19 protein-coding genes are annotated in these 22,458 nt (G+C 39.0%); 11 read left to right on the top strand and 8 right to left on the bottom strand.

All coding sequences use genetic code 11. The features are described 5' to 3' along the window. Positions 1 to 455 precede the first annotated feature (455 nt). Both PBAT_RS07415 and gyrA read right to left on the bottom strand, forming a co-directional pair. Positions 456 to 1,544, bottom strand: a complete 1,089-nt coding sequence (locus tag PBAT_RS07415; protein WP_068648055.1) for an HD-GYP domain-containing protein — start codon at positions 1,542 to 1,544, stop codon at positions 456 to 458. 253 nt (positions 1,545 to 1,797) lie between these two features. Then, positions 1,798 to 4,377, bottom strand: a complete 2,580-nt coding sequence (gene gyrA / locus PBAT_RS07410; protein WP_068648054.1) for a DNA gyrase subunit A — start codon at positions 4,375 to 4,377, stop codon at positions 1,798 to 1,800. A 635-nt stretch (positions 4,378 to 5,012) separates the two neighbouring features. On the opposite strand from gyrA, the gene PBAT_RS07405 reads away from it, so the two are divergent. Next, the gene (locus tag PBAT_RS07405; protein WP_068648052.1) at positions 5,013 to 5,822 is read left to right on the top strand and encodes a YheC/YheD family protein; all 810 of its coding nucleotides are present in this window, start codon (positions 5,013 to 5,015) and stop codon (positions 5,820 to 5,822) included. Positions 5,823 to 5,899: 77 nt separating this feature from the next. Here PBAT_RS07405 and gyrB read toward each other — a convergent pair whose 3' ends face one another. The 6 genes from gyrB to dnaA form a co-directional block, all read right to left on the bottom strand. Continuing rightward, on the bottom strand, positions 5,900 to 7,810 hold the full coding sequence (gyrB, locus tag PBAT_RS07400; RefSeq protein WP_068648119.1) for a DNA topoisomerase (ATP-hydrolyzing) subunit B: 1,911 nt from the start codon (positions 7,808 to 7,810) through the stop codon (positions 5,900 to 5,902). Between the two features lie 37 nt (positions 7,811 to 7,847). Further along, positions 7,848 to 8,099: an extracellular matrix regulator RemB gene (gene remB / locus PBAT_RS07395; protein WP_068648050.1), complete on the bottom strand. Its 252-nt coding sequence runs from the start codon at positions 8,097 to 8,099 to the stop codon at positions 7,848 to 7,850. Positions 8,100 to 8,116: 17 nt separating this feature from the next. Further along, positions 8,117 to 9,229, bottom strand: a complete 1,113-nt coding sequence (gene recF, locus PBAT_RS07390) for a DNA replication/repair protein RecF (protein ID WP_068648048.1) — start codon at positions 9,227 to 9,229, stop codon at positions 8,117 to 8,119. A 62-nt stretch (positions 9,230 to 9,291) separates the two neighbouring features. Continuing rightward, entirely contained in the window at positions 9,292 to 9,510 is a 219-nt protein-coding gene (gene yaaA, locus PBAT_RS07385; RefSeq protein WP_068533986.1) for a S4 domain-containing protein YaaA, read from the bottom strand. Between the two features lie 49 nt (positions 9,511 to 9,559). Further along, complete coding sequence (gene dnaN, locus PBAT_RS07380) at positions 9,560 to 10,699, bottom strand: DNA polymerase III subunit beta (protein ID WP_068648046.1); 1,140 nt, start codon at positions 10,697 to 10,699, stop codon at positions 9,560 to 9,562. 194 nt (positions 10,700 to 10,893) lie between these two features. After that, a complete protein-coding gene (dnaA, locus tag PBAT_RS07375) occupies positions 10,894 to 12,240 on the bottom strand; it encodes a chromosomal replication initiator protein DnaA (RefSeq protein WP_068648044.1) in 1,347 nt (448 codons plus the stop codon). Positions 12,241 to 12,846: 606 nt separating this feature from the next. Between dnaA and rpmH the strand changes: the two genes are divergently transcribed. The 10 genes from rpmH (at position 12,847) to PBAT_RS07325 (ending at position 22,408) form a co-directional block, all read left to right on the top strand. After that, the gene (gene rpmH / locus PBAT_RS07370; RefSeq protein ID WP_068533979.1) at positions 12,847 to 12,981 is read left to right on the top strand and encodes a 50S ribosomal protein L34; all 135 of its coding nucleotides are present in this window, start codon (positions 12,847 to 12,849) and stop codon (positions 12,979 to 12,981) included. A 235-nt stretch (positions 12,982 to 13,216) separates the two neighbouring features. Beyond that, positions 13,217 to 13,567 carry a ribonuclease P protein component gene (gene rnpA / locus PBAT_RS07365; RefSeq protein WP_068648042.1) on the top strand — a complete coding sequence of 117 codons (351 nt, stop codon included), beginning with the start codon at positions 13,217 to 13,219 and terminating at the stop codon, positions 13,565 to 13,567. A 74-nt stretch (positions 13,568 to 13,641) separates the two neighbouring features. Next, positions 13,642 to 14,520, top strand: coding sequence for a YidC/Oxa1 family membrane protein insertase (locus PBAT_RS07360; RefSeq protein ID WP_068648040.1), 879 nt, complete (start codon positions 13,642 to 13,644; stop codon positions 14,518 to 14,520). Next, on the top strand, positions 14,517 to 15,203 hold the full coding sequence (jag, locus tag PBAT_RS07355) for an RNA-binding cell elongation regulator Jag/EloR (RefSeq protein ID WP_068648032.1): 687 nt from the start codon (positions 14,517 to 14,519) through the stop codon (positions 15,201 to 15,203). The genes PBAT_RS07360 and jag overlap by 4 nt, the downstream gene beginning before the upstream one ends. Positions 15,204 to 15,340: 137 nt before the next feature. Beyond that, positions 15,341 to 16,717 (top strand): tRNA uridine-5-carboxymethylaminomethyl(34) synthesis GTPase MnmE, encoded by a 1,377-nt coding sequence (mnmE, locus tag PBAT_RS07350; protein ID WP_068648117.1) that lies wholly within the window; start codon positions 15,341 to 15,343, stop codon positions 16,715 to 16,717. A 71-nt stretch (positions 16,718 to 16,788) separates the two neighbouring features. Continuing rightward, positions 16,789 to 18,681, top strand: a complete 1,893-nt coding sequence (gene mnmG, locus PBAT_RS07345; RefSeq protein ID WP_068648030.1) for a tRNA uridine-5-carboxymethylaminomethyl(34) synthesis enzyme MnmG — start codon at positions 16,789 to 16,791, stop codon at positions 18,679 to 18,681. Between the two features lie 3 nt (positions 18,682 to 18,684). Next, positions 18,685 to 19,407 carry a 16S rRNA (guanine(527)-N(7))-methyltransferase RsmG gene (gene rsmG, locus PBAT_RS07340; RefSeq protein ID WP_068648028.1) on the top strand — a complete coding sequence of 241 codons (723 nt, stop codon included), beginning with the start codon at positions 18,685 to 18,687 and terminating at the stop codon, positions 19,405 to 19,407. 418 nt (positions 19,408 to 19,825) lie between these two features. Beyond that, the gene (gene noc, locus PBAT_RS07335) at positions 19,826 to 20,641 is read left to right on the top strand and encodes a nucleoid occlusion protein (RefSeq protein ID WP_068648026.1); all 816 of its coding nucleotides are present in this window, start codon (positions 19,826 to 19,828) and stop codon (positions 20,639 to 20,641) included. 164 nt (positions 20,642 to 20,805) lie between these two features. Then, the gene (locus tag PBAT_RS07330) at positions 20,806 to 21,567 is read left to right on the top strand and encodes a ParA family protein (RefSeq protein ID WP_068648024.1); all 762 of its coding nucleotides are present in this window, start codon (positions 20,806 to 20,808) and stop codon (positions 21,565 to 21,567) included. Beyond that, positions 21,560 to 22,408 (top strand): ParB/RepB/Spo0J family partition protein, encoded by an 849-nt coding sequence (locus tag PBAT_RS07325; protein WP_068648018.1) that lies wholly within the window; start codon positions 21,560 to 21,562, stop codon positions 22,406 to 22,408. The genes PBAT_RS07330 and PBAT_RS07325 overlap by 8 nt, the downstream gene beginning before the upstream one ends. Positions 22,409 to 22,458 lie beyond the last annotated feature (50 nt).

Genomic DNA, 22,458 nt, shown 5'->3' with positions numbered 1-22,458 from the left:
CTCTCCAAATTGGTATTTAGAAAGAGCGAAATGCTCATTTTGAAACAAACTGGCGAGAATTTACATTCTCTATCAAATGATTTCTCATTTGTTTTGATTTCACTTTCGTGAAATCCACTCACTCGTTGTTCAGTTTTCAAAGACCAATTATTTCGTTTCGTTAGCACCGTATGTTCTCGGCGACAACTTCTATATCATATCATGTCCGGTTCGTTTATGCAAGCTTTTTTTTCGATTTAAGTTTCATTCGATATTGGCTTGCCGATTCAACAAATGTGTTATTTGTTGGCCGGACTAATAATATATCACGGCATGAGAATGAATGCAAGTTTTTTTTTGAATTAGATATATTTGATAATAACTAGATATATTTAACGATCTCACTCAAGCCATACTAGAAAATCAAAGCCTATCTATATCAGTTATTATAGAAGCAATATGATGACTAATTATTATTAGTTGTCCTTTTTAATAATTTCTACGATGTAGAGATTTCGTTGTTGCCCTAAATTAACAATATCATTTGCTACTGATACCATCGGGCGTGTTGGTTCATTATGATTGGAGAATACAATCTCGCCAATTTTATCGTTACTTAAACGAACCATTACACCATTATTAAATTCTGTGACCTTTTTAATAAAGGTCTGTACCAACCTTGGATCTAACTTGCCGAAAGATTCGCTTAAAATCTGCTCTAGTACTAAATACGGAGATTGTCCTTTACGATATGCTTTATTAAGTGTCATAGCATGAAATATATCTACTACTCCTACAATTTTGGAATACATATGAATCTTGTTACTATCTATGCCTAATGGGTAACCAGTACCGTCGACTTTTTCATGATGCTGTAAGGCTGCTAAACGAACACCCTCATTAATTCCCGCAACACTCTTTAGTAATTGGTGCCCCATCTTAGTATGCTCACGCATTTCTTTAATTTCGTCCATAGTTAATCGTTCTGGCTTAAGCAATATAGATGGATCAACCCTAACATTCCCAATATCGTGGAATAGTCCAGCAAATGCTACTTGCATCCAATCTTTTTTAGGAAGACCACTCCACTCAGCAAGTTTATAAGAAGATAGTGAACATAGAATTGCATTATGATACATATAATCATGATCATTCAGTAAACGAGGCAAAAAGGAAATGACACTGTAATCCTTTATATATTGAATCAAACTTTCTAGCTGATTACGAATTTCATAAATTGGAATTCCCACCGCTAGAATAGAAGGATAAGCACTTTTGATCAAATTAAATAGTTTATCATATTCTTCAACAAAGAAAGATGTTCTATTGAATGGCGGTTGGTCTTGAGCTAAAGGTTCATTAGAAGAGTTCTTATCCTTCGATTGAGTAATCTTCTCGCCCACATGTCCCACTTCTACATTCTCCACGAGAAATGCTTGTAAAATTTCTAAGTCACGTGGAAGTAGTACCTTTTCTTTATGAAAGAGAAGGCTGCCTAATGGAGTATATACACTTTTGACTAATTTAACACCGGGTTTTAAATCCATAATAGGTACGCTAGCCATAGATTAATATACATCTCCGTTCCATTATTTAAAGTTCATATGTATATAATAACAATCAATGCCATTATATTATTTATTCTATAGCTACACAATCATTATTAGTATAATAATCCATTCTAATCGGATCAGCTTAATCTAGTAAAATAGATATAATTAAAAAAGACCCCAGAATATTCTCCTGAGGTCTTATTATATAGGCTATTTATGAAATAGCCCCTACCTTAATCGTTCATGTAACAATACCTCTTGAAATCTATTCCTCTAGTGTTTCATCCGAAATGTCTTGAGAAGGTTCCTCATCATCAGAAGCATTCGCCTCAGAAGACCCTATGTCCTCTACAGCGGAATCAGACTCTGAACCTATCGGATTGGATTCATCCCATTCAGTCAAGTCATCTTCCTCGGTTTCTTCTGTTTTATCAACGCGACATACGGTAGCTACCGCATCATCTTCACGTATATTAATCAATTTCACACCTTGTGTATAACGACCCATCGTGGATATTCCCTCCATACTCGTACGGATCAGGGTTCCAAGTGTGGTGATAATCATCAAATCTTCGTCATTCTTAACGACTTTCAATGCAATAACAGGACCATTCTTTTCGGTTACGTTAATGGTCTTAATCCCTTTACCGCCACGACTTTGGGAACGATAGTCACTAGCTGGTGTACGTTTACCGTATCCTTTAGCTGTAACAATCAAGATATCCAAATCCTTATCGATGATATCCATGCCAATAACTTCATCATTATCGCCTAAACGGATACCTCTAACCCCTGTTGCACTACGTCCCATAGAACGGACATCATTCTCAGAGAAACGAATGGACATCCCTTGGGCCGTACCCATAATGAGTTCATGTTCACCATTCGCAAGCTTCACTCCGATAAGTGCATCATCTTCACGAAGGTTTATAGCAATAAGACCACCCTTACGAATGTTCGTATAATCCTCCAGTGGTGTCTTCTTCACGACTCCTTGACGAGTTGCAAAGAATAAGTAATCCTCACCCTCAAAGTTCTGTACTGGAATAACAGCATTTACAGTCTCACCTTGTTCGATCTGAATGAGATTAATAATCGCCGTTCCACGCGCTGTACGGCTCAAATCAGGAATCTCATACGCCTTAAGACGATAGACCTTCCCTCGATCGGTAAAGAACAAGAGATAGTGATGTGAATTGGTTACGAATAGATGTTCAACGAAGTCTTGATCTTTCGTATCCATCCCCATTACGCCGCGTCCACCACGCTTTTGACTACGGTAAGTATTCGCAGGAAGACGTTTAATATAACCCGAATGACTTATCGTGATAATTACTTCTTCTTGTGGGATAAGATCTTCATCCAGAATACTTTCTTCACCGACTGTAATTTCAGTCCGACGTTCGTCATTAAAGCGTTCTTTTATTTCATTCAATTCTTCACTAATGATTTGAAGGATAAGTGATTCATCAGCTAAAATCTCACGTAATTCTGCAATCTTCTTCATCAGTTCTTGGTATTCGTTCTCAATCTTGTCGCGTTCCAGACCTGTCAGGCGCTGTAGACGCATTTCCATGATGGCTTGTGCTTGTTCAAGGCTAAGCTCGAATCTGCTCATGAGTCCATCACGTGCAATTTCAGATGTTTGTGAACCACGGATTAGAGCAATAACTTCATCCAAGTGATCTAGTGCTATTCGCAATCCTTCTAGGATATGAGCACGTGCTTCAGCTTTTCTAAGTTCGAATTCTGTCCGTCTACGGATAACTACTTTTTGATGCTCCAAATAGTGATATAGCACATCAAACAGACTAAGTGTTTTCGGTTCATTGTTCACGATAGCTAACATATTGATACCGAAGGTAGACTGCATTGGAGTATGTTTGTATAAGTTGTTCAATACGACGTTAGGATTAACATCACGTCGTAATTCAATAACGACACGCATACCATTACGATCTGATTCATCACGTAGATCGGTAATACCGTCCAGACTCTTCTCACGAACAAGCTCAGCAATTTTCTCTACCAATCTTGCTTTGTTCACTTGATAAGGAAGTTCATATATGACAATACGCGATTTGTTGTTATTCTCTTCGATATTAGCTTTAGCACGCATCGTAACAGAACCACGACCGGTCTCATAAGCTTGGCGAATTCCCTGGCGTCCTAATATATAACCGGAAGTCGGGAAATCGGGCCCCTTGATATACTCCATCAATTCCATTGAAGTAATTTCTGGATTCTTAATTAAAGCTTGAACACCATCAATAACTTCACCTAGATTATGCGGTGGAATATTGGTAGCCATACCAACGGCAATCCCTGATACCCCATTCACCAACAAGTTAGGAAAACGTGCCGGTAGAACCATTGGTTCTTGTTCTTCACCATCATAGTTGGGTTGGAAATCAATCGTCTCTTTATTAATATCTCTTAACATTTCCATTGCAATCTTAGAAAGACGTGCTTCCGTATAACGCATTGCTGCTGCCATGTCACCATCAACCGAGCCAAAGTTACCATGACCTTCCACGAGCATATACCGCATCGAGAAATCCTGCGCCATCCGTACCATCGTTTGGTATACTGCTGTATCACCATGTGGGTGATATTTACCGATAACATCGCCGACAATTCTCGCTGATTTCTTAAACGGTTTATCTGGGGTCATACCCAAATCATTCATAGCATAGAGAATACGACGATGCACCGGTTTCAATCCATCTCTTACATCAGGTAGAGCCCGGCTTACAATGATACTCATCGCATAATCCATAAATGACTCGCGCATCTCAACGCCAATATCCCGATCCTTAATTTGCGAGTTTAATTCTTCTGCCATGCTGTACCTCCTCCAATTCCTATCAACCCAATAAACGAAATGCAGAATATATAAGAAGAAACGGTTGTACCATCTTTTCTAAAAGACAGTACTCATCTCCGCTAAAAATATAAGGATATCGTACAAGGTAAAACTTATACTATCTTATATTTCAAGAAGAAAAGGCCTTGCCGTCGTTTAGGGGTATTCTTTACGAAGCTAGTTATGGAACACATAACTCTGAGTTATCCCTTATGAAGTCAAAGATCCGCTTCAATACCTGTTACATAATAAAACCAGTAATCTTTATTATATTACTTTCTCAAAAAGAGCACAATTAAACATCAATACTGATAAAGGTAAATAAACACTTTTTTTATTCTGAAAAATAGGGATATGCCCTGCCCTCTTAAACAGCCTATTCATACAATAGTTAAGAAATCCCCAACACATAGTATACCATTCTTTTACTACCTTGTCTTAATTTTTAAGCCCCTAATTGATCCAAAACTTCATCCTGATACGATAAGATAATCTTGTTTCCTGTTCCTTTTATGAACAAATATCAGCATCTACCATTCTCATATTTTTGATGGAATATCAAGCTTTCCATCTGCGCCACTTCCAAAAATAGAATATTGAAAGGATGAACCTCCTTGGTTATTCAGCGTGTCTCAAGCAAGTGGGCCAAAACGAAAGTGCTCCTAAAAAATGAGCATATCTCCCCCTACATTCCAGCTACATGTAAATACTCTTCAGAAGTTTTAACAACTATGCTGGATGAATTCAGTATGGTCTTCTTAAAACCCGATTGTGGCACATATGGTCGTGGCGTGATGTGTATTGAACAATTAACTTTGAATAACCTTGATTCAGATGATCAACCCTTAGAGACCTATACGATTTATCAACTTCGTTATAACACTGAAACTAAGATATTCAACTCTCTTGAAGCACTATTCATAGGCATTCACCCGTATACACGCCATCATAATTATTTGATCCAACAAGGTATTTCCTTGTTACAATACAATTCTTGTCCCTTTGATTTACGTGTTCTTACTCAAAAGAGTCCTAATCGTCAATGGGTTTCTACAGGAATCATTGGCCGTGTCGCAGCTCCTCATAAAGTCGTAACCAATCATCATAGCGGAGGTAAAGTTCAGACTTTCGAAACACTAATGTCTCCTTATATGACCCCTATGGAAGTCTTTGAACTACAACAATCACTCAAAAGTTTAGGAGTTTCCGTCGCAAATCAGCTTCAAAAAAAATATCCTCATATTAAAGAACTAGGACTCGATATCGCAATGGACAACAATAAAACACCTTGGATATTAGAAGTTAATACCTTACCAGCTCTATACCCATTCAAAAAATATATTCCAAACAAAGATGTATATCGTCGTATTTATCGATACGCTGTGTCCTACGGAAGATATTCTTCAAAGAAGATATCAAGGTAATCTACTTTCCCTTACTTCAAAAATAAAGAGAAGGTGCCTTGTCTGCACCTTCTCTTTATTCAACATTAATATGCTATTTAAATATCTAGATTCTTAACAGTCTTCGCATGTTCATAAATAAATTCACGTCGTGGTTCTACATTATCACCCATCAACGTATCAAATATATTATCTGCTAACATCGCATCGTCAATGGTTACTTGAAGCATCGTACGACACTCAGGGTCCATCGTGGTTTCCCATAACTGTCCTGCATTCATCTCACCAAGACCTTTATATCGTTGGACATTTACTTTAACATTAGGTCCAAACTCACTAATGATTTGATCACGTTCTCTCTCACTATTCGCATAACGGATAACCTTGTTACGCTCCACTTTAAACAAAGGTGGTTGCGCAATATAAATATATCCCGCATCAAGTAACTTCCGCATGTAACGGTAGAAGAAGGTCAACATAAGTGTCCGAATGTGTGCACCATCGACGTCGGCATCCGTCATAATAATAACCTTATGATAACGAGCTTTACTGAGGTCGAAATCTTCGCCAATTCCGGTACCCATCGCTGTAATCATATTCCGAATTTCAGCATTAGAAAGGATGCGGTCTAGTCTTGCTTTCTCTACGTTTAGAATTTTACCACGCAAAGGAAGTATAGCTTGGAAATGTCGATCCCGACCCTGTTTAGCTGATCCACCCGCAGAATCTCCTTCGACGATGTAAAGTTCACTGATCGATGCATCTTTCGAAGAACAGTCAGCTAACTTACCTGGCAATGCACTCACTTCGAGCGCACTCTTGCGTCGCGTCAATTCACGAGCTTTACGAGCTGCTTCTCTTGCTCTGGAAGCCTGCAATCCTTTTTCAAGAATTCGACGAGATACCGCTGGATTCTCTTCTAAGAACTCTTGTAGTTTCTCTGAGAATAGTGATTCCACGATACCACGTACTTCACTGTTACCAAGCTTGGTCTTTGTCTGACCTTCGAATTGAGGTTCTGGTATCTTGACCGAAATAATCGCAGTCAATCCTTCACGAACATCATCGCCCGAAAGATTCGAGTTACTATCTTTAATTACGCCTGTTTTACGAGCGTAATCATTAATAATTCGAGTCAAAGCGCTCTTAAATCCAGACTCGTGCGTACCGCCCTCATGTGTGTTGATATTGTTACAGAAGGAATAAATATTCTCTGTGTAACTATCGTTATATTGCAGTGCTACTTCTACCTGCATCATATCTCGTGATCCTTCCACGTAGATAGGTTCTTCATGAAGTGCTTCTTTCTTTTCGTTCAGAAATTTCACATACTCCTTAATTCCACCTTCATACATAAAACGAACGGATGACTCTGTTCGCTCATCATTCAGTGTCAAGGCAATTCCTTTATTTAAAAATGCAATCTCACGAACACGCGTAAGAAGCGTTGCATAATCATATTCCGTTGTCTCTGTAAAGATTTCAGGATCTGGATGGAAGGTAACCGTTGTACCATGTTCATCAGAATCTCCGATTACTTTCACATCATATTGAGGAGCACCGCGGCGATATTCTTGTTGATAGATATGTCCTTCACGTTTAACGGTTACCACTACTTTTTCCGACAAAGCATTAACAACCGAGACACCTACCCCGTGCAGACCACCTGATACTTTATATCCGCCACCACCAAATTTACCACCAGCATGTAGGACAGTCATAACGACTTCTAGAGCAGGGCGTTTCATCTTGGCGTGTTCTCCAACAGGGATACCGCGCCCATTATCGACAACTGTCACACTATTGTCTTTGTGGACAGTGATCTCTATATGATCACATATTCCTGCCATAGCTTCATCAATACTGTTGTCCACCACTTCCCAGACTAAATGATGCAAGCCCTTAGCGCTAGTTGATCCAATATACATCCCCGGCCGTTTACGAACGGCTTCCAGACCTTCCAGTACCTGAATCTGACTTTCATCATACGTTGGTTGATTCATAGACATGCCTTCACCTACTTCTATAGATTCTACATCTGCTTCCTTAAGCATTAGCATAAAACACGTTAACTCTTTTCTTTAGCGTGGAAGAAGAAATGGGGGAATAAAAGACCGTGTCTTTCGTTACAACGATTGACTTCGCTTCTTCTTCGCCGATACTAACCAATGTCTTCTCTTCCTTTACGTGGTTTACGAATTGCTTCGATATTTTAGAAGATTTCTCAATGGATATGTCAAAAATAGCAATGAGCTCTGAAGATCGAATGATTCTCTCTCCGCCCAAATGTATATACATTATGATCCTCCACTCTCTTATAAACCGACCTGACCTGCATTCACATGGTAGATGCTTGCATTCTTTAATTTATCCGCATTCAAGCTCTCTATTCCAGTTGCGGTGATGAACGTCTGCACTTTGCTCTGAAATGTCTCAATCAGTTGGGTTTGACGGTAAGGATCAAGTTCAGATAATACATCATCTAACAAAAGTACGGGATATTCACCGATCTCTTCTTTGATCAGCTCAATCTCCGCCAATTTGAGTGATAAGGCTGTCGTCCGTTGCTGCCCCTGAGAACCATAGGTATGCACTTCCTTACCGTTGATATAAAAGGTCATATCATCACGGTGAGGCCCCGCAAGTGTCATGCCGCGCCGAACTTCCTGTTCTTTCATTTGTCTTAACTTTATCATAAATTGCTCAAATAAGACAGCTTCATCTTCCTCTGTCGCTTCTCCAAACGATGGAACATAGCGTAACTGAAGATCTTCGCTGCCATTCGTAATCCCACGGTGAATGGACTCAGCCCATCGCTGCAGTTTTATTATGAATTGTTTCCTTTTTCTAATGATTTTAACACCATGTTCCACTAACTGTTCATTCCATATATCGAGTAATCCCTGATTGATAGCGTCTTTACCCCATAATTGTTTCAAGAAATTATTGCGTTGAAGCAAAATCTTCTGGTATTGCTGCAGATGGAATAGATAGCTTGGCTGAACTTGTCCAATCTCCATATCTAAGAATCTCCGACGGATCCCTGGTGTCCCTTTGACGATTTCTAAGTCCTCAGGAGCGAACATAACCACATTGAGAGAACCAATAAATTCACTTAGTTTTCGTTGCTCAAGCCCATTGATTTTGGCTTTTTTACCTTGAGCTGACAGCGTCAACTCTAAGTTAAGTGGACCATACTTCTTCTCAACGGTGGCAGATACATGCGCACTTCCCTTTTCAAAGGCGATCAATTCCCGATCCTTTGAAGTTCGGTGACTTTTGGTCAGTGCCAACACAAAGATAGCTTCCAGCAGATTAGTTTTCCCTTGAGCGTTGGGGCCAATCAAAAGGTTTACATCCCCGAAGGAATCCAACCGCAATTGTTCATAATTGCGGTATTGCTGCAAGCTAATGTTTTTTACAAACACACGTTATCCTCCCCATCTTCCACCCCTGTTAGAGAATCTTCGGGATTTTTTTGAGGTGAAGATCACGATTCTTTAGAAACCTCAAACGTTCCTTCATCCGCTACTTTTACAATATCGCCTGGATACAACTTACGACCGCGTCGTTCTTCTTGTTCACCATTGACGAATACTAAGCCTTCTTGAAGAAGAGCCTTAGCCATACCGCCTGTGGATACACAATTTGATAATTTCATAAAAGTGTCTAACTTAATATATTCACTGTGGATAATAATTTTGTTCACTCGAATGCTCCTTTATCTCTCGTTGATCTATGCACATGTGCATAACTTTTTAATTATTGGTTCGGTACGGCAAAATGACGTATAGACTGTTACTATCATCCATCGGTTTAAGTACGATAGGACTCATAATTCCGGTAAAAGCAATCATCAATTGTTCACTTTCGACTACTTTTAAGACATCCAGCATATATTTAGAGTTAAAAGAAATTCGTAGCGGTTCCCCTTTAAAGTCTACCACATCTAATTCTTCACGTACTTTACCAAGTTCTGTTGAACTCGAGGATATTTCAATTCCCCCTTGTTCTAGGGTTTGCAATCTCACGATATTTGTCTTTTCTTCTCTCGACAACAAATAAGCCCGATCAATCGATTCACTTAATTTTTTTGTGTCGATGATAAGTTCTGTTTTGTAGGATGTTGGAATAATCCTAGATGTATCTGGATATATTCCTTCAAGAATTCGTGAATAGAACAGAACATTTTCAATTTTGAATAACACCTGGTTGTCAGATACAAGAATATCTACAAGCGTGTTCTGATCTGGAACGATTTTACTCAATTCACTTAGGGTTTTACCTGCAATAACGACGTTGTTGAATTTAACATCTCCACCCTGTAACTGTGCTGAACGGGTCGCAAGACGATGTCGATCTGTTGCAGTAAATTTCAACTCATTATCTTCTAAGTTCCAAAGGATACCTGTCAGAATAGGAGTTGTTTCATGCGTAGATATCGAAAACCCTGTCTGTTTTATCATATTTTTCAACAAATCACCTGGGATAGATAACGTCTGATTTCCTTCAATCGCAGGTAAAATGGGGAATTCTTCTGGATCTAGACCTACCATTTGGATCTCGGTTGCTCCTGAGGAAATAAACGTTTGAAAGTTTTCTTTGACTTCCATCACAATCTCTTGGGAAGGCAGCTTTTTTATAATTTCTACAAAGAACTTAGCAGGGAGTACGACACTTCCTGTTTGCTCGACTTGGACAACCATCTGGTTATCGTGTTCAACGGGAATAAAAGATTGAATTGAAATATCGGTGTCACTTGCAGTAAGCGTCACACCTTGATGATTCACATCCAGTTTAATACCAGTCAGAATCGGAATCGTTGTTCTACTGGATATGGCTTTGTACACCTGTTGGATGGAATCGTTTAAATAGTTTTTAAGAATGCTGATCTTCATATTTTCACTCCTTGCAAGTATTCGGTGAACTTGGGTCAAAAGACGACCTTTTTCACCCTCTTTATAGATGATTATTCTTTATAGATTTTATTAGTAATAGTAATAGGCGCAGTGGATATGTGGATAACCCTAAAATCGTTAATGAAATCAAGCCTATCCACATGTGTATAGATTGTGCATAGGCTTGAACTTATTCAGGACGGATTTTTGATTTTTTCTATGAGGTTATTTACCACTTTAAACAGATCTTGATCCACCTTAAGTAACTGAGTTATTTTGTCATGGGCATGAATGACGGTTGTATGATCTCTTCCACCGAAAGCTTCTCCAATTTTGGGTAATGAGAAATCGGTTAATTCGCGTGAAAGATACATAGCAATTTGTCTAGGGAATGCTACTGCTTTTGTACGCTTACGAGCTTTGAAATCCTCCATGCGTAAGTTGTAGTATTCTCCTACCTTTTGCTGAATATCCTGCATTGTAATCATCTTAGGGCGGCTTGAAGGAATGATATCCTTAAGTGCTTCAGCTGCTAAATGTGTGGTGACATCTTGATTCGTAAGGGATGAATAGGCTACTACACGGATCAAAGCGCCCTCTAGTTCACGTATGTTGGAGTCAATGTGGTTCGCGATATATGTCATCGCTTCATTAGGAATATCCAAGTTTTCAGCCTTGGCCTTTTTGCGTAGAATTGCAGTCCGAGTCTCGAGATCCGGAGGTTGGATATCCGTAATCAAGCCCCATTCAAACCGCGAACGTAAACGTTCTTCGAGTGTTGGGATTTCTTTGGGTGGTCTATCGCTGGAAATAATAATTTGTTTACGCTCTTCATGAAGTGCATTGAACGTATGGAAAAATTCTTCCTGTGTAGACTCTTTACCAGCAATGAATTGTATATCATCTACAAGTAGAATATCAACACTACGATATTTGTTACGGAAATTTTCCGTTCGATTATCACGAATGGAGTTAATAAATTCGTTCGTAAATTTCTCTGAAGAAAGGTAAACGACTTTACTGTTTGGATTATGCTCCAATACATAATGACCGATCGCATGCATTAAGTGAGTCTTTCCGAGTCCAACACCGCCGTATAGAAACAGCGGGTTATAGGCCTTTGCTGGCGCTTCAGCGACAGCAAGCGATGCTGCATGAGCAAATCGGTTGCCTGAGCCAATAACGAAAGTATCAAAGGTATACTTCGGATTAAGCATGTGTGTCATGGATTCTTCATGAGACACTTGCGGTTGGGAAGACGATAGCGAAGGAATGGGATCCTCAATGACAGCTTCTTCAATCACAAATTTGACATCAAGCTGCTTTCCAACAACCTCAAAGAGAGTCGAACCCACTAATTTGGTGTAACGACTTTCTAGCCACTCGACAGCAAATGTTGTTGGAGCTGAAATCACAATGGAATGATCGTTCATGCGTGTCGCTTTTGTTGCTTTAAACCAGGTATCAAAGCTGGGCTTGCTTAATTTGCTTTGAATAATAGATAAAATTTGTTGCCATAATTCAGAAGTATGGCTTTCCACAGATTGTCACTCCTTTAAATCATCCAAATGTGGCGAGAGCCATGAGAGGAAATGTCGAAATATAATGAATCATGTTGCATTTATCCCCAAAACTCAGAAAGGTGGAAACATAAAAAAATGGATAAATTGAAATTGTTCACAACTTTATCCACAGCTTGTTGATAATATTGAGCTTTAAAACATGTATACACAACCAAAAGTATTATCATCATAGCAAAATAATGGTGTGATATCAATGATTCAGGCTAATTTATCCACAAACTCAATAACTTGTGTATAGATTTTATTCACAACACAACATATTGTTTATAAATTGTTAAACTTTCGACAGCATCTTATAAATTGCAATAAAACTTATGCACAGGTTGTGCCATAAAAAATCGAAAAATTGACGATTGTGTACAAGTGGATAAGTTTTATTCTTAAGGATAACTTTTTGAAACCTGTGGAAAACTTTTTATGTAACTCATTAAAAGGAGGAGGGAGAAGTAAACGCATGGTTCAGTTGACTTTTATTCTTCTACATGGTTAAATGTATAGAGGCATTTTCTGTGGATATGAAAATGGTTAATCTGTGTTTATAATTCCTGTAAGGGGGTGCAATACATGAGACCGACTTTTAAACCAAATGTGAGCAAACGCGCTAAGGTTCATGGTTTCCGTAAAAGAATGAGCACGAAAAACGGCCGTAAAGTGCTGGCTGCTCGTCGCTTAAAAGGCAGAAAAATTTTGAGTGCGTAATCAACGTGCATGAAGACCACCGCGGTGGTCTTTTTTTCTGTTAATAATAGAAGAAGGGCAAATAGATAGATTGAACTAAAATAATCATTTCTAAAGAAGAAATTGAATATGGAGTTTCGCCTTTAGTTATATAAGTGAGATTAGTTTAGAGGATCTGGATGCTGCCTATACTATATATATATATGAAGTAAAAAATAAATTGCATTGAAAATTGAAGTGAAATTGGGAGAAACTCGTGCATAAAAGTTTACGTTTACGAAATCGTGCTGACTTTAGTCGCGTATATCGTCATGGAAGGTCATTTGCCAACCATCAATTTGTTGTCTATTGGTTCCGGAAGAAAGAAGTAGAGCAATTCAGAGTTGGGATTTCAGTTAGTAAAAAGGTTGGTAATGCAGTTGTACGCAATCGCATGCGGAGAATGCTGAAGGAAATTGTTCGTCATCATGATGTTGAACTGATTGAACATATAGACCTTGTATTTATTGTTCGCAAGGGCGCGATAACTATGCCGTATAAGGATATGGAAAGAAGTGTATTGCATGTGTTACGCAAAGCGTCACTTTTGAAGACTTCAAACCGCTGAGGTCAGGTTTCCTTGTCCATTTGAATATGGTATGATTTAGTATGAAATGGATGTGCTAAGAGAGGGGTAATAAAGTGTCGCGATTGAAGACTAGCCGAGGAAAGAAATGGATCCTCCTCACCATTGTGATGATGTTCGCAATGACCATACTATCGGGGTGTGGAGCACCTGCTGCTACCAAAACCCTTGCAGATTTAGAACAAGGGGGCTTTTGGCAGAGTAATGTAGTTTATTGGTTCGCTAAAGCACTTGATACCTTTGCCAATTGGTTCGGTGGACAATACGGACTAGCCGTATTAGTAATGGTTATTATTGTTCGTACACTTATTTTGCCATTAACGATTAAACAAGTGAAAAGTTCTAAGGCGATGCAAGCGATTCAACCAGAACTTGCAAAGCTGAAAGAAAAGTTTAAAGACAACCCAGAGCAACAACAAAAAGAAACAATGAAGTTGTTTCAAGAGAATAAGGTAAATCCATTAGCAGGTTGTTTACCGTTGATTGTTCAGATGCCTATATTTATTGCTCTCTATAACTCTATATATGGAAATGAACTATTGCGTCATGGTACATTCCTATGGTTACAACTTGGAAGTCCGGACAAGACATTCATTCTTCCGATTTTAGCTGCACTGACAACATTCTTGCAGACTAAAATGATGATGAAAATGAATCCAACACCAATGCAGGGGCCTATGCAATTCATGATGATGGTTTATCCAGTATTAATCTTCTTCATGTCATACAATTTCCCAGCAGCATTACCTTTATATTGGTTCTTCAGTAACGTGTATACAATTGTACAGAATTATTTCCTTTATCGTAGTAGTGATAAGACAGCCAGTGTTTCTGGTGTTGCCCTAGCAGGTAATGCTCAAGGAAATAGAAAAGGAAACAAAGGCAAAGGAAATCAGTCTGGTAAAAACTCGAAGGGGGCTAAACGGTCTAAATGAGCAACGTCGTCGCTTCAGGAAAAACCGTTGAAGTAGCTGTTAATAGGGGACTTGCCCAACTAGGGGTAAGCCAAGACCGTGTTTCGGTTAACATACTTTCACAGCCGTCAAAAGGATTCCTGGGACTGATTGGTGTCAGGCAAGCGAGAGTAGAACTTACTTTGCTTCCAGAAGTTTCACCAGAGCCAGTCGTGGGGACAATGACTTCATCCTCTGAGAGTATTAAACCAGTTGATGGAGATCCATACGCCGCAGCAGTGAAGTTCATTCTAGATGTAGGCAGAAGTATGGGACTAGAAGTAACAGTAGAGGTGCAGCATACGAGAGATGCAACAACGCTGCATATCTTTGGTCCTGACTTAGGCCTAATGATTGGAAGAAGAGGGCAAACGCTTGATTCTCTTCAATATTTAGCTAACATTGTAGCAAATCGTGTTTCAAATAGTTATGTAAGAATAGTATTAGATGCAGAGAACTTCCGTGAACGCCGTAAGAAGACGTTGGAAGAGCTAGCAGATCGTTTGGCAGGACGTGTTATTCGTTCTCACAAAGAGGTTGTGTTAGAACCGATGTCTCCACAAGAGCGTAAGGTGATTCATGCTAGGTTACAGGACCATAAAGTGGTCAATACCTACAGTAAAGGTGAAGAACCAAATAGGCGTGTAGTGATTTCGTTAAAGTAATGAGATGAAATAGATAGAATGAACTAAAGAATTAGGAAATTAATTTTTTAGTTCGTTCTATATAGATGCAATGACTCTCTGATACGTGTACAGGAGTCATTGTTTTTTTATATTTTAGAAAAGAGAGTGTGATCATGTTGATTAGTGATACTATTGCAGCGATTGCCACAGCCGTTGGAGAAGCAGGAATTGCTGTCATCCGTGTAAGTGGTCCAGAAGCCATTCCTGAAGTGGATCGAATTTTCAAAAGTCGTATAAAGCTGTCTGATGCAGAATCTCATACGGTGCATTATGGACATATTATTAACCCTCAGACGAAAGAAGAAGTTGAAGAGGTACTGGTAACGGTCATGCGAGCTCCGCGTTCTTTTACGATGGAAAATGTAGTTGAGGTTAGTGTACATGGTGGCGTGATCTCGGTTACAAGAGTGATGGGTATTCTATTGCAACAAAATATTCGCCTCGCTGAGCCTGGTGAGTTCACAAAGCGCGCATTCTTAAATGGACGAATTGACTTATCGCAAGCTGAGGCAGTTATTGACCTCATTCGATCTAAATCAGATCGGGCATTTAGTATTGCATTAAAGCAAGTTAAGGGTGATCTCTCCCAACAAATTAAGAAACAAAGGTTTACTTTAATTGAGACAATGGCTCATATTGAAGTTAATATTGATTATCCAGAGCATGATGTGGATTCACTCACGTCCTCTTTTATAAAAGATAAATGTAGCGAAGTTATGGAAGGTATTACGAAATTACTGAAGACAGCGGAGGAAGGAAAGATTCTTCGTGAAGGGATTACAACGGCCATTATTGGTCGACCTAATGTAGGGAAATCCTCATTGCTGAACACATTGGCGCATGATAATAAAGCGATCGTAACGGATATTCCAGGGACGACACGTGATGTGATTGAAGAGTTCGTTACGATTAACAATATTCCATTGAAGTTATTAGACACAGCCGGTATTCGGGAAACACTTGATATTGTTGAGAAGATTGGGGTAGAACGCTCCAAGAATGCAGTAAATGAGGCTGATCTTATTTTACTCGTATTCGATGCGAGTCAGCCATTACATGAAGATGAATTGGTATTAATGGAACAAATCCGTGGTAGACAATGTATTGTGATTATGAATAAAATAGACTTACCGTCTATGATTGATATGGATATCGTAAAACGTTATTTTAATGAAGAAAGTATTGTTCGGATGTCAGTTAAGGCTCAAGAGGGAATTGATGCATTGGAAAATGCGATTTCACAATTATTCTTTAGCGGAAATCTTGAATCGAACGATCTGACTTATGTAAGTAATGTTCGACATATTGCTTTATTGAATAAGGCGAAGCAATCACTACAAGATGCGTATGATGCTGCCGATCAATTTATCCCGATTGATATGATTCAGATTGATGTTCGGTTGGCATGGGAACAACTTGGAGAGATTATTGGGGATACTGCGGGTGATTCGTTACTTGATCAAATCTTCTCGCAATTTTGTTTGGGTAAATAGAGGATTTAGCAATTAAAGCTTAATGTTAATGTTAATAGATATAGATACAATTATTTAAGGGAGGTAAGACCATGAGTTATGCAGGTGGAGATTATGATGTAATTGTCATTGGTGCAGGTCATGCCGGTGTTGAAGCTGCTTTAGCTTCGGCACGGATGGGTTGTCGCACGTTAATGATTACAATCAATTTAGATATGGTGGCATTCATGCCATGTAACCCTTCGATTGGTGGACCTGCTAAAGGTCATGTGGTGCGTGAAATTGATGCGCTTGGTGGCGAAATGGGTCGGAATATTGATCGTACATTTATTCAAATGAGAATGTTGAACACGGCAAAGGGTCCCGCTGTACATGCTCTTCGCGCACAAGCGGATAAATTCTCTTATCAACATACAATGAAAGAAACGATGGAGAAAGAGCCTAACCTGACGATGCGTCAAGGGATGGTAGAGGAACTAATCGTTGAGGATGGTCATTGTGTTGGTGTAATTACGAAGACGGGTACTGAGTATCGTGGTAAATCAATCGTGTTAACTACAGGCACCTATTTGCGCGGTAAAGTTATCATGGGTGAGTTAGCTTATGAAAGTGGTCCGAACAATCAACAACCTTCTATTAAACTAGCTGAAAATTTGCGTGAGCACGGTTTCGATCTTGTTCGCTTTAAGACGGGTACACCACCACGTGTGCATAGAGATACAATTGACTTCTCGAAGACGGAAATTCAACCAGGGGACAGTAAGCCTAAATTCTTCTCCTATGAGACGGTATCGTCGACGAATACGAATGATCAGCTTCCATGTTGGTTAACATATACGTCAGTTGACACACAACAGATCATTACGGAAAACCTTCATCGTGCTCCGATGTTCTCCGGGATTATTGAAGGAACGGGACCACGTTATTGTCCATCCATTGAGGATAAAATTGTCCGTTTTAGTGACAAACCAAGACATCAAATTTTTCTTGAGCCAGAAGGAAGAAATACAGCAGAGTATTACGTACAAGGTCTGTCAACAAGTATGCCAGAGGATGTTCAGTTAGCGATGTTGCGTTCGATTCCTGGGTTGGAAAAGGTAGAAATGATGCGCAATGGTTATGCAATTGAATATGATGCGATGGTACCAACACAATTGTATCCGTCACTTGAGACTAAGAAAATGCCTGGATTGTTCACAGCGGGTCAAATTAATGGTACTTCTGGATATGAAGAGGCTGCAGGACAAGGGGTAATGGCTGGTATTAACGCTGCACGTAAGGTTCAAGGGAAAGAACCTATCGTTCTTAATCGCTCGCAAGGTTATATTGGTGTATTGATCGATGACTTGGTGACAAAAGGAACAAATGAACCGTATCGTCTGTTGACTTCACGGGCGGAATATCGCTTATTACTTCGTCATGACAATGCAGATCTACGTCTTACTCCAATTGGACATGAGATAGGTCTAATCAAGGATGATCGATATGAAAGATTCTTAACGAAGAAGAATACGGTTGAACTAGAAATTGAACGTTTGAGTGTGGAGAAAGCAAAACCGAAAGAAGTAAATGCTCTTTTGGAACAATCAGATTCTACTCAAATTCAGGATGGAACCAATATGTTGATGCTGTTACGTCGACCAGAGGTTAGTTATAGCGTCATCGAACAACTGGCACCTTCGCCATATGAATTAACCGATGAAATGAAGGAGCAAGTTGAAATTCAAATTAAGTATGCCGGGTATATTGAGAAACAGTTGATTCATGTAGAACGTCTACAGAAAATGGAGAAGAAGAAAATTCCAGATACTATTGAATATTCTGAAATTCATGGACTTGCAATCGAAGCCCGTCAAAAACTTGCTAACATTCGTCCAATCTCGATTGGGCAAGCGTCACGAATCTCAGGTGTTACACCTGCGGACATCTCTGTTCTTCTTGTATACCTCGAACACTATAACCGTGTAACTGCGGCAAGGGGTTAGGTTATGGATGATATACAACAGTTATTTACTAGTCGTTTGCAGGAGCGTGGCATTTCTTTAAATGAAACACAATTAAACCAATTTGAAACTTATTTCACAGAATTGGTGAGTTGGAATGAAAAAATGAATTTAACAGGCATTACCGAACGGGATCAAGTATATACAAAACATTTCTTCGACTCCGTTTCCCTTGCCTTTTTTGTGGATATGAAGAATGTTAAGACACTTGCCGACATTGGTTCTGGCGCAGGTTTCCCTGGAATTCCACTTAAAATTTGTTTTCCAGATCTTCAGTTGACGATTATTGATTCTCTTAATAAAAGAATCTCCTTCCTCAAAAATATTGTTGATCAGTTAGGTCTTTCTGGTGTCGAACTCATTCACGGAAGAGCAGAGGAATGGGGACAAAAACAAGGTTATAGAGATCATTATGATCTAGTAACCGCTAGAGCGGTAGCGAAGTTAGCATTGCTTAACGAGTTTTGTTTACCTTTTGTTCGTGTGGATGGAACCTTTGCAGCTATGAAGGGCAGTGATCCTACGGATGAATTGAAAGAGGCGTCGTATAGCTTCAAACAATTAAAAGGTAAACTTACAAAAGTTGAAAAATTTACACTTCCGGTGGAAGATGCTGAACGTCACATTATCATTGTAGAAAAGAGGGCAGCTACACCGCAGAAATACCCTAGAAGTCCCGGGGTTGCTGCTAAGTCCCCTCTAATATAGATGCAAATCATAATGTTTCACGTGAAACATTATGATTCAAAAAAAAAGACTTTGTAATCCAGATCATTTGGAATACAAAGTCTTTTCTTTGTATTTAGGAATAAACAATATATAGAAATATATGAGTGTGATAGAATAGGATTATATATGAAAAAGTGATAGAATAAGATAGATAGAGTATCTTACAATATGTGATGGATTAACATCACTTTCTTAGAATAATTAAATAATTGAATTTGGTTGTATATGGACATTACTTTCAATTTTCGAAAAAATGTAAGTGGTCCTTATGTGTACAAAGTGCAGTATATCTCTGTATACGGATAAGAAGGTGCTGGCAAGGCATGGTGGAACGTACTACATCGTAGTAAACCACTTTGACTCGGTACTATTATGAAACTAGGTGGTAATATACGGAATGAAAGAACAATTTTCTAAGTTATTTGGCCTAACCGAGCGGACTAATGGGGATGAAGTGAAACAAATCCCAGTCGATGACATTGTGGGAAGTCCCTTTCAACCACGTACTATTTTTGATGACAACAAAATTGATGAACTCTGTCAGACGATTAAAACGCATGGCGTCATTCAACCTATTGTTGTACGTTACCGGAATGATAAGTACGAGATTATTGCAGGTGAACGTCGATGGAGAGCGGTTAAGAAGTTAGGGCTTGAAACAATTCCTGCTATCGTTCGGGACTTCAATGATTCACAAGCAGCTTCCATTGCATTGATTGAGAATCTGCAACGTGAGGGACTCACTTCCATAGAAGAGGCAGTCGCTTATCAGAATCTCATCGACTTGCACCAATTAACACAAGAGAGCCTAGCTCAGCGCTTAGGTAAGAGTCAATCTACGATAGCTAATAAGATTCGCTTGTTACACTTGCCAGTAGAAGTGAAAGAAGCTTTGATGGAGCGGAAAATCACTGAACGTCATGCGCGTGCACTTTTAGCATTAAGTCCTGAAGCGCTACAACTTAAATTACTAGCAGAAGTCATTGCCAAAGAACTAAATGTGAAGCAGACAGAAGCTAGAGTAGCCTACTATAAAGAATCGTCTATAATTAAGAAGTCAAAAAGAATCTCATTTACTAAAGATGTTCGTCTGGCTTTAAACACCATTAGACAGTCAATTGATATGGTGTCTGGTTCGGGATTGTCAATAAAAACAACTGAGAAGGATCATGAAAATCACTACGAAATTGTAATTCAAATTCCCAAAAGATAATGTTGTCGGGGAGATGAAAGCGGCAATTCAAGTTGCTTTCTCTCTTGATATAGTCGGATTCAGTTGTAAAGTGTCTGAACTAACTCAATAACATCAATTACGATGCCGTAAAACCATATCTCAGGAACTACACGAAGAGTCAATAATATATTGAGGTGAATTGAGTGTCTAAAATTATTGCCATAGCCAATCAAAAGGGCGGGGTAGGGAAAACAACAACCTCCGTTAATCTAGGTGCAGGCATGGCGTCTTTAGGTAAAAGAGTGCTTCTCGTTGACATAGACCCGCAAGGCAACACAACAAGTGGAGTTGGAATTAATAAGGCTGATGTGGAAAACTGCATTTATGATGTCATTATTAATGAAGTTCATCCGAAAGATGCTATTATTCATACAGAAGTAGAAGGTTTACATATTATCCCTGCCACAATTCAATTGGCTGGAGCAGAAATAGAATTGGTGCCAACCATATCTAGAGAACAACGTCTTAAGAAATCATTACAAATGGTTAAAGATAATTATGACTATATTATAATAGATTGCCCACCATCTCTAGGGATACTAACCATTAACTCACTTACGGCTGCTGATTCGGTCATTATTCCGATTCAGTGCGAATATTATGCCTTAGAGGGTTTGAGTCAGTTGTTGAACTCTATTCGGTTAGTTCAGAAACATTTGAATACGTCTTTACAAATTGAAGGCGTTCTATTGACGATGTTTGATGCACGAACAAATCTAGGGATTCAAGTTATTGAGGAAGTTAAGAAGTATTTCCAAGATAAAGTGTATAAAACAGTGATTGCACGAAATGTCCGTTTGAGTGAAGCACCATCACACGGGAAATCGATCATAACGTATGATCCGCGCTCCAAAGGAGCAGAAGCATACTTAGAGTTGGCAAAGGAAGTGATTTCATATGAATAAGCGTTTAGGTAGGGGACTGGATGCATTAATACCATCACTCTCCATTAACGATGATGATAAGATTGTTGAAATTTCACTGAGTCAATTACGTGCAAATCCTTATCAGCCTCGTAAAGAATTCAAAGAAGAAGCCATTCATGAATTAGCAGAGTCTATTCGACAGCATGGTGTCATTCAGCCGATCATCGTTCGTAGTGTTATTAAAGGTTATGAGATCATCGCTGGTGAACGTCGTTTTCGGGCATCTCAGTATTGTGGTAAGGCAACGATTCCAGCTGTAGTTCGCAACTTTACTGATCAACAAGTTATGGAGATTGCATTGATTGAGAATTTACAGCGAGAGAACTTAAATGCTATGGAAATTGCAGTTGCCTATCAAGGGCTAATGGATCAATATGCTTTAACCCAAGAAGAACTTTCACTTAAAGTGGGTAAATCGAGATCTCATATCGCAAACTTCTTGCGATTGTTGTCATTGCCTGAAGAAGTTAAAGATTATGTTTCACGTGGAACATTATCTATGGGTCATGCAAGGGCTGTCGTAGGAATCAAGGATCCAGTAGTTATTAAACAATTAGCAAAACAATGCGTAGATAATGAATGGAGTGTAAGAGAGCTGGAGGAGACGGTGAAATATTTGGACCGTAAACCTGTGGAAACTCAAAAACCAACGTCTAAGAAAAATGATCCATATATTGATCATTTAGAAGAGTCGCTTCGTGATCGCTTCCATACAACGGTGAAGATTAAACACAATAAAGAAGACAAAGGTAAGATTGAATTGAATTATTACAGTAAACAAGACTTAGAGCGGCTATTGGAATTGTTACAACAGGCATAGGAGTAAAAGAAACAGTTCTACTATATATCAATCACGAAATAGTATGATTG

This window comes from Paenibacillus antarcticus, assembly GCF_001637225.1.
Taxonomy (GTDB): Bacteria; Bacillota; Bacilli; order Paenibacillales; family Paenibacillaceae; genus Paenibacillus_AQ; species Paenibacillus_AQ antarcticus.
The sequence above is the reverse complement of the archived record's forward strand: the minus strand, read 5'-3'. Positions and strand labels throughout refer to the sequence as shown.

Excerpts from the sequence above, each read along its gene's own strand:
- PBAT_RS07415 (WP_068648055.1), bottom strand. The coding sequence starts at position 1,544 with ATGGCTAGCGTACCTATTATGGATTTAAAACCCGGTGTTAAATTAGTC.
- mnmG (WP_068648030.1), top strand. The coding sequence starts at position 16,789 with ATGAGTTATGCAGGTGGAGATTATGATGTAATTGTCATTGGTGCAGGT.
- gyrB (WP_068648119.1), bottom strand. The coding sequence starts at position 7,810 with ATGTCTATGAATCAACCAACGTATGATGAAAGTCAGATTCAGGTACTG.
- jag (WP_068648032.1), top strand. The coding sequence starts at position 14,517 with ATGAGCAACGTCGTCGCTTCAGGAAAAACCGTTGAAGTAGCTGTTAAT.
- noc (WP_068648026.1), top strand. The coding sequence starts at position 19,826 with ATGAAAGAACAATTTTCTAAGTTATTTGGCCTAACCGAGCGGACTAAT.
- gyrA (WP_068648054.1), bottom strand. The coding sequence starts at position 4,377 with ATGGCAGAAGAATTAAACTCGCAAATTAAGGATCGGGATATTGGCGTT.
- rpmH (WP_068533979.1), top strand. The coding sequence starts at position 12,847 with ATGAGACCGACTTTTAAACCAAATGTGAGCAAACGCGCTAAGGTTCAT.
- rsmG (WP_068648028.1), top strand. The coding sequence starts at position 18,685 with ATGGATGATATACAACAGTTATTTACTAGTCGTTTGCAGGAGCGTGGC.
- remB (WP_068648050.1), bottom strand. The coding sequence starts at position 8,099 with ATGTATATACATTTGGGCGGAGAGAGAATCATTCGATCTTCAGAGCTC.
- dnaN (WP_068648046.1), bottom strand. The coding sequence starts at position 10,699 with ATGAAGATCAGCATTCTTAAAAACTATTTAAACGATTCCATCCAACAG.
- PBAT_RS07325 (WP_068648018.1), top strand. The coding sequence starts at position 21,560 with ATGAATAAGCGTTTAGGTAGGGGACTGGATGCATTAATACCATCACTC.